Here is a 12,963-nt window from a genome sequence, read left to right on the forward strand (position 1 = left end):
CTATGACCCCATTCTCCCTGTTGACTCCCTCCATCGCCCGCGATGTGCTCGATCACGCGCTGCGCCTTGGCGCCGACTTCGCCGAGCTGTTCGTGGAGCGCAAGCGCCGCAGTCAGCTCAGTCTGCTCTCCAGCCAGATCGAAAATATCAGCGGCGGCCTCGATTTCGGCATAGGCGTGCGGCTGTGCTACGGCCACAAGGTGCTGTATGGCTACACCAATCTGGCGGATCGCGGTGAACTGCTGCGCATCGTGAGCCTCTTGGCGGCCAAGGACAGACGCGACCCCGTGGTGACCGCCACCGCCTTCGATTTTACCCGCTTCACCGACCGCAACCCGGTGGCGCTGCCGTTGTCGGCGGACAAGCTGCTGGAGCAGAAGATTGCCTATCTGCACGCCATGGACGCCGCGGCCCGCGCCGAGAGCGCCAAGGTGAGCCAGTTCTCCGCCAATGCGCTGGGCTGGGAGCAGGAGGTGGAGATCTTCAACAGCGAGGGGCTACAGGCCCGCGATCGCCGCCACTACAACCGCATCATGGCCCAGACCATCGCCATGGAAGGCAGCGAGCAGAGCATGGGCTACGAGGCCCCCGGCGCGCTGATGGGCTGGGAGCACGCGGCCCTCATCGATCCCCGGGAGCTCGCGCTCACCGCCACCCGTCAGGCGCTGGTGAAGCTCGGCGCGGCCCCCTGCCCGAGCGGCAACTTGCCGGTCATCATGGAGAGCGGCTTTGGCGGCGTCATCTTCCACGAGGCATGTGGCCACCTGCTGGAGACCACCTCGGTAGCAAAAAAGGCCTCGGTGTTCCACGACAAGATGGGAGAGCGGATTGCCAATCCGGCGGTCAGCGCGGTGGACGAGGGTCTGCAGAGCAACGCCTGGGGCTCCATCAACGTCGATGACGAAGGCATGGCAACCCAGCACACCCAGCTCATCAAGGACGGGGTACTGACCGGTTTCCTGGTGGACAGAATGGGGGCGCTGAAGACCGGCCATGCCCGTACCGGCTCAGGCCGGCGCGAATCCTATCGCTTCGCCCCCGCCTCGCGCATGCGCAACACCTTCATCGAGCCGGGCAACCATTCGCTCGATGAGATGCTGGCCACGGTGGAGCACGGCATCTACGCCAGGAAGATGGGCGGCGGTTCGGTGCAACCGGGCACCGGCGAGTTCAACTTCAACGTGCAGGAGGCCTATCTCATCGAGGGTGGCAAGATCACCCGCCCACTGAAGTCGGCGACCCTGATCGGCACCGGGCCTCAGGTATTGAAAGAGATCTCCATGGTGGGCCGCGATCTTGCGCTGGCCGCCGGCATGTGCGGCTCGGTCTCGGGCTCCGTGCCCACCTCGGTCGGCCAGCCGCCGCTCAAGGTCGACAACATCCTGGTCGGAGGGAACGCCTGATGAGCACAATAGACCATCTGCCGGGCTCAGTTTCCATCCCGGCCTCGGTCGGCCAGCCGCCGCTCAAAGTAGACAACATCCTCGTGGGGGGGAACGCCTGATGAGCCAACTCGATATGAACGCATTGCTGTCCCGTTTGCTCAATCAGGTCGCCGATCTCGGTGCCGAGGCGGATCTTATCGCCAATCGGGACAAGGCCTTCTCCCTCAAGGCCGACAAGGGCGAGCTCGCTGAATACAAGGTCACCAGCAGCCAGCAGATCGGTATTCGCCTAATCAAGGAGGGTCGAGTCGGCATCGCCTACTCGGAGTCGCTGGACGAGGCGGCCCTCGGCGCCATGTTGCAGGATGCGCTCGACGCCAGCCGCTTCGCCAAGCTGGATGCAGATCAGGCCATTCGGGTCGAAGGCAGCCAGATCAGCACCGACTGCGCCGAGATCTATCAGCCAGACAACACCCCGGTGGAGGAGAAGATCGCCCTCGCCCTGCGCCTCGAGGCAGACATGCTGGCACTGCCCGATGTGACCGGTGCCCCCTACAACAGCTTCTTCGAGGGAGAGAGCCGGCTCTGGCTCGCCAACAGCCGGGGCACCCTCTGCCAGCACCGGGAGTTCAGCGTCGGCTGCTACAGCTCGGCCCTGATCTCCCGCGATGGCCGCCAGTCCATGCACTCCCAGGCACAATATGGCCGCCGCTTCGACGAGCTGGACAGCCATGGCCTCATCGCGCAGATCCATGCCGTGGCCGATGCCCTGCTGGCCGGCGAGGCGGTGCCAAGCGGTCACTACAGCGCGATCTTCACGCCCAACACCCTGGCCAGCCTGTTCGGCTGCTTCCAGGCGGCGCTCTCCGGCAAGTGGGCCCAGCAGGGGATCAACCCCTGGCGGGACAAGCTGGGGCAACAGGTGGCCTCCCGCTGGCTCAGCCTGGAGAGCCGGGCCTACATGCCGGGTGGCATGAACATCAAGGGCTTCGACGGTGAAGGCGCCCCCACCCGGGATCTGCTGCTGATCGGCGAGGGGGAGCTGAAGACCTTGCTGCACAACAGCGCCAGCGCCCACCACTTCGGCATCGCCAGCAATGGTGCGGCGGCCCGCAGTGCCCGCGGCGCGCTGGATGTGACAGCCCGCCACCTGGTGTTGGGCGCAGGCCCCCACGCAGAGGCCGAGGTGCAGAGCGGCGAGTATCTGGAGCTGGTCAAGCTCGACGGCCTGCACTCAGGGGCGGACGCGGTGAGCGGCGACTTCTCGTTCGGCGCCTCCGGCTTCCTGTGCCGGGACGGCGTGCGCATTCAGCCGGTGCGCGGCATCACGGTGGCCGGCAACTTCTACCGCCTGCTGGGAGAGCTGGAAGCAGTCGGCGACCAGCTGCACCACGATGACGGCAAGGGTTTCTACGCCCCGCTGATCCGGTTTGGCGGGCTGAGCATTGCGGGCAAGTAGCTGTATATAGTGGGGAAAATCCGTCTCTTCCCCACTCGGACGCGGCGCCATCAGGCGCCGTTTTTTTGCCTCTGGCGCCCCTCATTGGCCACTCCTACCCTCAAAGAGCCGCCGGCCGCATCGGCCGGACACCGCTGGAGATTACCAAGATGGACAACACCCTGGTCTGGGCCGACATTCCGACACGAGATCTGGATCGCGCCATGGCCTTCTATTCGGCTCTGCTCGACGTGCCGGTCACGCCAATACAGGAGGAGGAGATGCGTTTCGCCATGTTGCGCCACGATGGCAACAACGCGGCGGCCTGCCTCGGCCCCATGGATCAATATCATCAGCCGGGTGGCACCGGCCCCCTCATCTACCTCTCCCTCGGGGAGCGGCTGAGGGAGGCCGAACGGATGGTGCCCCAGCTCGGCGGCAGGGTGCTCGAGCCGCTGCATGCCATCGGCAGCGGCCACGGCTCCCGGGTCATCATCGAAGACACCGAGGGCAACCGGCTGGCCCTCTATGCCCCTCCCGCCTGAGTGGGGCCCTGACAGGTCACGTCAGACACGGCAGAAACAACAACGGCGACCCTGAGGTCGCCGTTGTTCATTGTCTCGTCAGCAGCCATCAGGCCTGCGGATTGAGGCGGGTCGGCAAGCCGTTACGCTGCTCCAGCACCTGCTTGACCACATTGGAGTCACTCTCCGCATGGGCGATGAAGCGGGTGATGGCCGGGGTCATGGGCAAGGGCACGGATTCGCTGGAGTTGAACTCGGCTTCGGTGCGAGACAGCGGCTCATGGACTTCCATGTAGCGACCGCCGTCCGGCTCGACGGTAGACTTGACCGGCTGGTTGACGAACTGGACGCGGGTACCGACAGGTACGTTGTCAAACAGGTACTTGATGTCGTCGGCGCGCAGACGCACACAACCGCTGCTCACCCGCAGGCCGATGCCGAAGGTGGCATTGGTGCCGTGGATGGCGTAGAGGTTGCCGATGTAGAGCGCATGCAGACCCATGGGGTTATCCGGGCCTGCCGGCCAGACCGCAGGCAGGGTCTTGCCCTGGGCGGCATAGCGGCGACGGATGTTCTCGGTCGGGGTCCAGGTCGGGTTGGCACGCTTGCGCTCCACCTTGGTGATCCAGTTCTCCGGGGTGTTGACCCCCAGCTGGCCGATGCCGATGGGCAGAACCTGCACCACGTTCTGGCCTTTCGGGTAGTAGTACAGACGCATCTCGGCCACGTTGATGACGATCCCCTCGCGCGGCGCATTCGGCAGGATCAGCTGATGGGGGATGACCAGCTTGCTGCCCGGCGTCGGCAGATAGGGATCGACGCCCGGGTTCGCTTCCATGATGTTGGTCAGGCCCAGTTGGAAGTCGGAGGCGATCTGCTCCAGCGGACGATTATCCGCAGGCACCACGTACTCCTGATTCTCGCCGATCAGGCGGCTGTTGGCGGCGGGCAGCGCGTATTCAACGGCAGCTGCCTGCTGGCTGACCAGAGTCAGAGTACAAAAAAGGGCCGAAGCGGCAATGCGAAGGGGATTCATAAATGTCCTGTATTGTTCCTGAACCTGTGGGCCTGAGACCTGTTTTTTCCCGGTTTGTCCTGCTGCGATTCGCTCGCGCCCTGGACCAATCACCGAGCGCGCATTCTTTCCCGAGTCGGACAAAATTTCAACTTGAAGAGGGGGCTTTTTAGCGGAAAAGATCCATTCTGCCCTCAACAATTTCCCTCCATCGGCGCCCCGACACCCTAGCATGGGCAATCTGAGCGTAAAATGAACAGCCTCGTGGCTCCTGTCCCAGCCGCTCAAATTGCATGATGGGCCAGTGACGAGTACAATCTCGCACCCCGTATATCAGGAGTATCGAGCCATTTCATACTCAGGGTGTACCCCATCGGGTGCCAGTGCGTCGAGTACCGTCGTGCATCACAGATGAACCAATACGACGCCATCAGGTGGCGTCGTCCTGATTTGCAATCAGACATAAAGAGCCCAACATGTTCAGACCAGAATTGCTCTCCCCCGCCGGGACCCTCAAGAATATGCGTTACGCCTATGCCTATGGCGCCGACGCCGTCTATGCGGGCCAGCCGCGCTACAGCCTGCGGGTGCGCAACAACGAATTCGATCACGAGAACCTGCAGCTCGGCATCAACGAAGCTCACGCCCTCGGCAAGCAGTTCTATGTGGTGGCCAACATCCAGCCCCACAACTCCAAGCTCAAGACCTTCATCCGCGACATGCGCCCCGTGGTGGACATGAAGCCGGATGCGCTGATCATGTCCGACCCCGGTCTCATCATGATGATGCGCGAAGCCTTCCCCGATATGCCCATCCACCTGTCGGTGCAAGCGAACGCGGTCAACTGGGCCACGGTGAAGTTCTGGCATCAGATGGGCCTGACCCGCGCCATCCTGTCCCGTGAGCTCTCTCTCGACGAGATCGAAGAGATCCGCATGCAGGTGCCGGAGATGGAGCTGGAAGTCTTCGTCCACGGCGCCCTGTGCATGGCCTACTCCGGTCGCTGCCTGCTGTCCGGCTACATCAACAAGCGCGACCCCAACCAGGGTACCTGCACCAACTCCTGCCGCTGGGAGTACAAGGTGCACGAGGGCAAGGAAGATGACGTGGGCCAGATTGTCCACCGTCAGGAGCCGATCGCCGTGCGCCCGGACAACACCCTGGGGCTCGGCAAGCCGAGCGATGCGCTGGTGCTGCTGGAAGAGTCCAACCGTCCCGGCGAATACATGACCGCGTTCGAGGACGAGCACGGCACCTACATCATGAACTCCAAGGACTTGCGCGCGGTCGAGCACGTCGAGCGTCTGACCAAGATGGGCGTGCATTCGCTGAAGATTGAAGGTCGTACCAAGTCCTTCTACTATTGCGCCCGCACCGCCCAGGTCTATCGCAAGGCCATCGACGATGCTGTCGCCGGTCGTCCGTTCGATCCGACCCTGATGGGCACCCTCGAGAACCTGGCCCACCGCGGCTACACCGAGGGCTTCCTGCGTCGTCACAACCACAGCGAGTACCAGAACTACGACTACGGCTACTCCGTCTCCGACACTCAGCAGTTCGTTGGCGAGATCACCGGCCGTCAGGGTGACATGGTGGAAGTGGAGGTCAAAAACAAGTTCCTGGTGGGCAACAGCCTGGAGCTGATGACCCCCCAGGGCAACGTCAGCTTCAACCTGGAGCAGATGCAGAACCGCAAGGGCGAGCTCATCGACACCGCGCCGGGCAACGGTCACGTGGTCTATGTGCCGGTCCCGAAAGAGATCGACATCAACTACGGCATACTGCTGCGCAACCTTGGCGATCGTCAGGATACCCGTCAGCCGCACTCGGCTGCCTGAGATGGCGCTGCTCATCACCAGCAAATGCATCAACTGTGACATGTGCGATCCGGAGTGTCCGAACCAGGCCATCAGCCTGGGGGCCAAGATCTACGAGATAGACCCGGATCGCTGCACCGAATGCGTCGGCCACTATGAGAAGCCCACCTGCATCAGCGTCTGTCCCATCGACTGCATCATCTGGGACCCCGCTCATGTGGAGACCGAAGAGCAGCTGATGGACAAGTTTGTGCTGATGCACAGACAGTAACAGGTCGCCTCCTCAAGCAATAAAAAAGCCGGACAATGTCCGGCTTTTTTATGCGTGCTCTGCAGCCTCAGGGTTTGACCAGCTTCTGCAACGCTTCCAGCTCGCGCTGGGCTTCCAGCAGTTCGGCCTGGGACTCCTCCAGCTTGGCCTGCTTCTTGGCGATCTTGTCCGGCTTGCCCGATACCCGTGCACTCTGCAGATCCGCAAGGCGCTCTTCCACCTCCTCCTTCTGCTTGGCCACTTTCTGTTGCTGCTCCTTGAGAAGGCCCGCATCGGTGCAGTGGGTCTCGATGTTGCGCAGGGCCTGCTCCAGCCCGGCCACCTGATCCGCATTGTTGTGCGCCTTGGCGAAGACCAGCTGATCGGTCACCGCCTGATGGCGTGCCTTGCAGCCAACCTCCTGGCTGCCATAGGCCTGACCGGCCAACAGCAGCATACTCATTCCGGCAATCTTCCACATAACGACCTCGTCATTCTGTCATATTGGATGGCCGCCTATGAGACCTGACTCACCCTTCGAGGTCAAGCCAGCGGGAAAAACCTACGACAGAGTTTGTACCCCATCACGTCAACAGCGCCCGTATGGCGCTACAATGACGCCTTTCAATCCGGAGAACCCCATGAAGCAACAGATCGTCATCATCGCCAACGGCGCCCCCTACGGCAGCGAGTCCCTGTTCAACACCCTGCGTCTGGCCATCGCCCTCAACGAGCAGGGTGGCATCATCCTGAAGCTGTTCCTGATGTCCGATGCCGTCGGTGCCGCGCTGGCAAGTCAGGCACCGGCCGAAGGCTACAACCTGCGCCAGATGTTGGAGATCCTGCTGGCACAGGGCACCCTGATCCGGCTGTGCAAGACCTGCACCGATGCCCGCGGCATCACGGCTCTGCCCCTCATCGAGGGCATCGAGATCGGCACCCTGCCCCTGCTGGCCCAGTGGACCCTGGCCGCCGACAAGGTGCTGACCTTCTAGTCCCTAGGACTCGGCGCCGGCCCGGATCTGAGCGGGCCTAGGGGCCTTGGCCCCCCATCCGTAGAGCACCAGGATGGCCAGACAGAGCAGCGCCATGAAGCCGTAAAGCCAACTGCCCCCCCAGTTGGCCAGGAGCCAACCTCCCAGCAGCGCACCGATGGCGATCCCGAGCCCGGACATGGAGGCCGCCCCGAAGTAACTGCCCTTGAGGTGATCGGGCGCCATCTGATCGACCAGCACGTTGAGCAGCGGGAACAGGATGCACTCGCCGATGCTGAGCAGGATCACCGCCACTATCCAGTGCCACCAGATGGCGGTGTCACCGAGTGCAAACTGCAGCTGGGCGCTGAGGAAGAAGGCAACCCCGAGCTGCAATCTGCGTTTGGTGAGCCAGTTGGCTGTCAGGTGCAGCAGCGGGAATTGCAGGATCACTATGGTCAACGCATTGATTGACACCAGCCAACCGATGAGACGTTCCACCTCCGGGGTCCCCGCCCGGGTCAGATACTGGATGAGCGGCGACTCGAACTGGGCATAGACCAGCATCAGCAGCACGTTGGCCAGGGTCAACAACAGGAAGCCCCTATCCTGCCAGAGCACGCGCAGCACGGCCCGCATGCCGGGGCCGGCGGCACTGCTTGCCTGAGATCCCGCGAGTCGAAAACCGAAGATGAAGATGAGGCCAAGCAGCAGATAGCTGGCACTGAGCAGCAGGAAGGTCTCCTGCCGCGCGCTCAGACCATAGCTTATCCCGAGCAGGGGGCCGATGGCCGCGCCCAGGTTGAGCAGAAAGTAGCGAAGGTGCAACGCCAACTCGCGCGCCTTGGGCTCGGCCAGGCTATCGGCCATCAGTGCCTTGCCCGGCGAGTCGATGAGTCCGTAGGAGAGTCCACTGCCTATGACGCCAAGTGCCAGCCAGGCCACCTGATGGGAGAGCCCGAGCAGCCCCACGCTCAAGGCCGACACCAGGCAGCCAAACAACAGTATGTTGCGCCTTCCCCACTTGTCCGACAGCCAACCCCCATAGAAGCTGACCAGGGTGGAGAGTGCGGCAGTCGACCCCAGGATGAGGCCAATCAGTGTCGCCGACAGACCGTAGTCACGGTAGAGCAGAATGGAGAGAAACGGCCAGACCATGAAGAAAGTGGTGCGTACCATGAAGGTTCCCAGGATCACGATCCAGACCAGCGGGGGAAAATGCCTGAGATAGGCCCATGACATACTGCAATTCCTTTTGGCAGCGAAGCGACGAGTCGTTCCTTATAACAACTGGCGCCAAAAGGAACAAGTCATCTCGCTCACAACAGAGTCCGGCAGAAACGCAGGCATAAAAAAAGCCGACCCTGGGGTCGGCTTTTTCATGGCGCGGCAGCCTTATTCGGCAGCCGGCTCTTCGACGGCGGCAACGGCCACATCGGCAACCGGAGCGGCGGCTTCGGTCGGTGCATTCGCTTCCTTGATGGAGAGACGCACACGGCCTTGACGGTCCACTTCCAGTACCTTCACCTTCACCACGTCACCGATCTTCAGGAAGTCGGCCACGTTCTGCACGCGGGCATCGGTGATCTGGGAGATGTGTACCAGACCGTCTTTACCCGGCAGGATGTTGACGAAGGCGCCGAAATCGGCCAGACGCACAACCTTGCCTTCGTAGATGCGGTTCACTTCGATCTCGGCGGTGATGGCTTCGATACGGCGAATGGCTTCCATGGCGGCTTCGTTGGCAACGGCGGAGATGCGGACGGTACCGTCATCATCCAGCTCGATGTTGGTGCCGGTCTCTTCGGTCAGGGCACGGATCACGGAACCACCCTTGCCGATCACGTCCTTGATCTTCTCAGGATTGATCTTGATGGTGTGGATGCGCGGAGCAAAATCGGAGATCTCGCTACGGGGAGCCTGGATGGCTTCGTCCATGACCTTCAGGATGTGCAGGCGAGCGCCACGGGCTTGCTTGAGGGCAATCTCCATGATCTCTTTGGTGATGCCTTCGATCTTGATGTCCATCTGCAGCGCGGTGATACCTTCGGTAGTACCGGCCACCTTGAAGTCCATGTCGCCCAGGTGATCTTCGTCACCCAGGATGTCGGACAGCACGACGAAACCTTCTTCTTCCTTCACCAGACCCATGGCGATACCGGCAACGGAGGCCTTGATCGGCACACCCGCGTCCATCAGCGCCAGGGAGGAACCACAGACGGAAGCCATGGAGGAGGAACCGTTGGATTCGGTGATTTCAGACACTACGCGCACCACGTACGGGAACTCGGCGGCGCTCGGCATCACGGCAGCAACGCCGCGCTTGGCCAGACGACCGTGACCGATTTCACGACGCTTCGGGCTACCCATCATGCCGGTTTCACCGACGCAGTACGGCGGGAAGTTGTAGTGCAGCATGAAGCGGTCGGCACGGTGGCCAGCCAGCTCGTCGATGTTCTGGGCGTCACGCTCGGTACCCAGGGTCGCAACCACGATGGCCTGAGTCTCGCCACGGGTGAACAGGGCAGAGCCGTGAGCACGGGGCAGGATACCGGTGCCAACGGACAGGGCACGGATCATTTCCGGATCGCGACCATCGATGCGCGGCTCGCCACGGACCACACGGCCACGGACGATGCGGCTTTCCAGGCTGTGGAACTCTTCGCCGATCTTCTTGGCATCTTCTTCTACGCCGGAGGCGATGACTTGCTCAACCACACGCTGCTTGATGGCACCGATGGCGGCATAACGCACGGCCTTCTCGGTGATGCGGTAGGCTTCACCCAGATCGCTGGTGGCCAGCTCGGCAATCTTGGCTTTCAGCGCTTCGTTGGTCGCAGGCGGGGTCCAATCCCACGGCTGGGTACCCACTTCGGCGGCGAATTCGTTGATGGCGTTGATCGCAACTTGCATCTGATCGTGGCCATAGACAACGGCGCCCAGCATGATCTCTTCAGACAGGATGGCCGCTTCGGATTCCACCATCAGCACCGCATTGGCAGTACCGGCAACCACCAGGTCCAGATCGCTCTGGGGCAGTTCGGTGGTGGTCGGGTTCAGCACATACTGACCGTTCATGTAACCCACGCGGGCAGCCGCAATCGGGCCGCCAAACGGGATGCCGGAGATGGCCAGTGCCGCAGAGGCACCGATCATGGCAACGATGTCAGGAGACACGGCCGGGTTCACGGACATGACGGTGGCAACCACCTGAACCTCATTGAGGAAGCCTTCCGGGAACAGCGGACGAATAGGACGGTCGATCAGACGGGAGATCAGGGTCTCGCCTTCGCTCGGACGGCCTTCACGACGGAAGAAACCACCCGGGATACGACCAGCAGCATAGGTACGCTCCTGGTAGTTGACGGTCAGCGGGAAGAAATCACGGCCGTGATCGGCCTCTTTCTTGCCGACAACGGTCACAAATACGCAGGTATCGTCCATGCTGACCATGACGGCCGCAGTGGCTTGACGGGCCATCACACCAGTTTCCAGTGTGACGGTGTGTTGACCGTACTGGAATGACTTAACAATAGGATTCACGTGAATTTCCTTTTTACAATTTGGCGCTTTAAATTCGCGTGCAAGTATACTTGATTCGAACCAAAAGGTAAGCGGCGACACGAATTCTGTGAGGCAGGCAACGACTTGCGGCGTCAGAAAAATACGCAATAAAAAAGGGGAACCCTGAGGTTCCCCTTTTTCGCGAAATCTGATGGTCGATTAACGACGCAGACCCAGCTTGGCGATCAGAGCAGCGTAACGCTGAACGTCTTTACGCTTCAGGTAGTCCAGCAGCTTACGACGCTGGGAAACCATGCGCAGCAGACCGCGACGACCGTGGTGATCCTTGGCGTGCTCCTTGAAGTGACCTTGCAGATGGTTGATCTGGGCAGTCAGCAGGGCAACTTGCACTTCGGGGGAACCGGTGTCGTTGGCGCAACGAGCGTTGTCAGCAACGATGGAAGCTTTGATCTCAGCATTTAGAGACATGGTATTACTCCAGTAGAGTGTTTAAAGGTTCACAGCCAATCTCTAATTCAGCCGTGAAATGAGGGCGGTATCATAATCGCCCCCGCCGCATTTCGCAATGAGAAAGACGGGCAACGAGCATGCGCCGTGACGAGACGCCACGGCACTACCGCCCGAGGATCACTCCTCGTCGCGATCGTCGTGGTAACGCACCAGCCGCTTCGGGGCTACGCGCCCTTCGTCGTCGATCTCGCCGACGCCGATGAACTCGCGCTCCGGACCGACCGTCATGCGCACCTGGCCACTTTGCGGCGCACCGGCAACCTGCACCGCCTGACCTTGGTTCACATAGGCGGCCACCGCCGTCAGCATGTTCACCTCGGGCAGGGCAGCCACGGCGGTATCCATCGGTAACAGCAAGGGATCGAGCTGCTCGCGTGGCGGAATGCTCTCGGCCTTGGCCTGCTCGAAGATGCACTCGAGCTGATCCAGGGTCAGCATCCGCTCATAGGGATAATTCGCAACCTGGGTACGGCGCAGCTGGGTGACGTGGGCACCACAGCCCAGCACTTCGCCCAGATCGTCCACCAGGGAGCGAATGTAGGTACCCTTGCTGCAATGCACCTCGAGGCGCACTTCATCCCCTTCGAAGCTGAGCAATTTCAGTTCAAAGACGGTGATGGGACGGGCTTCGCGCTCGATCTCGATGCCTTCACGGGCATACTCGTAGAGCGGACGACCGTTGTGCTTGAGCGCGGAGTACATGGACGGCACCTGCATGATGGGGCCACGGAACTGGTCCAGTGACTCGATCAGGGTGCCCACGGCCACGTTCACCGGCCGGGTGGAGACCACCTCGCCGTCGGAGTCGCTGGTGTTGGTGCGCTCGCCCAGCTTGGCGGTCACCTCATAACGCTTGTCCGCTTCCAGCAGATACTGGGAGAACTTGGTGGCCTCACCGAGGCAGATCGGCAGCATGCCGGTCGCCAGCGGATCCAGGGCACCGGTATGACCGGCCTTGGCGGCGTTGTAGATCCGCTTGACCTTCTGCAACACATCGTTGGAAGTCAGGCCGGTCGGTTTGTCCAGCAGCAGGATACCGTGTACGTCACGGCCCTTGAAACGACGTCTTCGAGACATCTCAGGCGTTATCCTCAGTAGTGTCATCGGGTGCGGCTTGCTCTTCCTCACGGCCGGATTCGGCCATGCGGCGCTTGTCTTCACGCACAGTGTTGGTCACCAGGTTGGAGAGACGCATCCCCTCGACCAGGGTCTGGTCGTAGTAGAAACGCAACTCTGGCACCACCCGCAGGCGCATGGCGCTGCCGAGCAGGCTGCGGATGTAGCCGGCGGCTTCAGTCAGGCCCTTGAGCCCGTCCTTGATCCGCTCGCCGTCGTTCTCCAGCTGCAAGAAGGTGACATATACCTTGGCGTAGTTAAGGTCCTTGGACACTTCGACGTCCGAGACGGTTACCATGCCGATGCGCGGGTCCTTGACCTCACGCTGCAGGATCAGCGCGATTTCACGCTGGATCTGCTGCCCGACCCTGTTGGTCCGGCTGAATTCTCTGGCCATATTTCTATCCTG

14 protein-coding genes are annotated in these 12,963 nt (G+C 61.7%); 7 read left to right on the forward strand and 7 right to left on the reverse strand.

Features of this window, described 5'->3' with window-relative positions:
* Window positions 1-2: 2 nt before the first annotated feature.
* From ACZ9IL_RS12565 to ACZ9IL_RS12580, 4 genes are all read left to right on the forward strand, one after another.
* Window positions 3-1,403, forward strand: coding sequence for a TldD/PmbA family protein (locus ACZ9IL_RS12565; protein ID WP_476003813.1), 1,401 nt, complete (start codon window positions 3-5; stop codon window positions 1,401-1,403).
* The gene (locus ACZ9IL_RS12570; RefSeq protein WP_476003814.1) at window positions 1,403-1,504 is read left to right on the forward strand and encodes a TldD protein; all 102 of its coding nucleotides are present in this window, start codon (window positions 1,403-1,405) and stop codon (window positions 1,502-1,504) included. Before ACZ9IL_RS12565 ends, ACZ9IL_RS12570 begins: the two co-directional genes overlap by 1 nt.
* Window positions 1,504-2,844, forward strand: a complete 1,341-nt coding sequence (locus tag ACZ9IL_RS12575; protein WP_476003815.1) for a TldD/PmbA family protein — start codon at window positions 1,504-1,506, stop codon at window positions 2,842-2,844. The genes ACZ9IL_RS12570 and ACZ9IL_RS12575 overlap by 1 nt, the downstream gene beginning before the upstream one ends.
* A 149-nt stretch (window positions 2,845-2,993) precedes the next feature.
* A complete protein-coding gene (locus tag ACZ9IL_RS12580; protein ID WP_476003816.1) occupies window positions 2,994-3,368 on the forward strand; it encodes a VOC family protein in 375 nt (124 codons plus the stop codon).
* 88 nt (window positions 3,369-3,456) lie between these two features.
* On the opposite strand, the gene ACZ9IL_RS12585 is transcribed toward ACZ9IL_RS12580, so the two are convergent.
* Window positions 3,457-4,383: a L,D-transpeptidase family protein gene (locus ACZ9IL_RS12585; RefSeq protein ID WP_476003817.1), complete on the reverse strand. Its 927-nt coding sequence runs from the start codon at window positions 4,381-4,383 to the stop codon at window positions 3,457-3,459.
* A gap of 455 nt (window positions 4,384-4,838) precedes the next feature.
* On the opposite strand from ACZ9IL_RS12585, the gene trhP reads away from it, so the two are divergent.
* Window positions 4,839-6,200 carry a prephenate-dependent tRNA uridine(34) hydroxylase TrhP gene (gene trhP / locus ACZ9IL_RS12590; protein ID WP_033130937.1) on the forward strand — a complete coding sequence of 454 codons (1,362 nt, stop codon included), beginning with the start codon at window positions 4,839-4,841 and terminating at the stop codon, window positions 6,198-6,200.
* A 1-nt stretch (window position 6,201) separates the two neighbouring features.
* The gene (locus tag ACZ9IL_RS12595) at window positions 6,202-6,450 is read left to right on the forward strand and encodes a YfhL family 4Fe-4S dicluster ferredoxin (protein WP_033130936.1); all 249 of its coding nucleotides are present in this window, start codon (window positions 6,202-6,204) and stop codon (window positions 6,448-6,450) included.
* Between the two features lie 67 nt (window positions 6,451-6,517).
* Here the strand turns inward: ACZ9IL_RS12595 and ACZ9IL_RS12600 are convergent, their stop codons facing one another.
* Window positions 6,518-6,892, reverse strand: a complete 375-nt coding sequence (locus ACZ9IL_RS12600; protein WP_042644101.1) for a DUF1090 domain-containing protein — start codon at window positions 6,890-6,892, stop codon at window positions 6,518-6,520.
* A 178-nt stretch (window positions 6,893-7,070) separates the two neighbouring features.
* Between ACZ9IL_RS12600 and ACZ9IL_RS12605 the strand changes: the two genes are divergently transcribed.
* Window positions 7,071-7,424 carry a DsrE/DsrF/TusD sulfur relay family protein gene (locus tag ACZ9IL_RS12605; protein WP_476003818.1) on the forward strand — a complete coding sequence of 118 codons (354 nt, stop codon included), beginning with the start codon at window positions 7,071-7,073 and terminating at the stop codon, window positions 7,422-7,424.
* 3 nt (window positions 7,425-7,427) lie between these two features.
* Here the strand turns inward: ACZ9IL_RS12605 and ACZ9IL_RS12610 are convergent, their stop codons facing one another.
* From ACZ9IL_RS12610 to rbfA, 5 genes are all read right to left on the reverse strand, one after another.
* Window positions 7,428-8,645, reverse strand: coding sequence for an MDR family MFS transporter (locus ACZ9IL_RS12610; RefSeq protein ID WP_476003819.1), 1,218 nt, complete (start codon window positions 8,643-8,645; stop codon window positions 7,428-7,430).
* A gap of 153 nt (window positions 8,646-8,798) precedes the next feature.
* A complete protein-coding gene (gene pnp / locus ACZ9IL_RS12615; protein WP_476003820.1) occupies window positions 8,799-10,946 on the reverse strand; it encodes a polyribonucleotide nucleotidyltransferase in 2,148 nt (715 codons plus the stop codon).
* A gap of 180 nt (window positions 10,947-11,126) precedes the next feature.
* On the reverse strand, window positions 11,127-11,396 hold the full coding sequence (gene rpsO, locus ACZ9IL_RS12620; protein ID WP_005317514.1) for a 30S ribosomal protein S15: 270 nt from the start codon (window positions 11,394-11,396) through the stop codon (window positions 11,127-11,129).
* A gap of 159 nt (window positions 11,397-11,555) precedes the next feature.
* A complete protein-coding gene (gene truB, locus ACZ9IL_RS12625; protein ID WP_476003821.1) occupies window positions 11,556-12,515 on the reverse strand; it encodes a tRNA pseudouridine(55) synthase TruB in 960 nt (319 codons plus the stop codon).
* Window position 12,516: 1 nt separating this feature from the next.
* Window positions 12,517-12,951 (reverse strand): 30S ribosome-binding factor RbfA, encoded by a 435-nt coding sequence (gene rbfA, locus ACZ9IL_RS12630; RefSeq protein WP_476003822.1) that lies wholly within the window; start codon window positions 12,949-12,951, stop codon window positions 12,517-12,519.
* Window positions 12,952-12,963 lie beyond the last annotated feature (12 nt).

It is taken from the genome of Aeromonas sp. TECH754 (assembly GCF_056279295.1).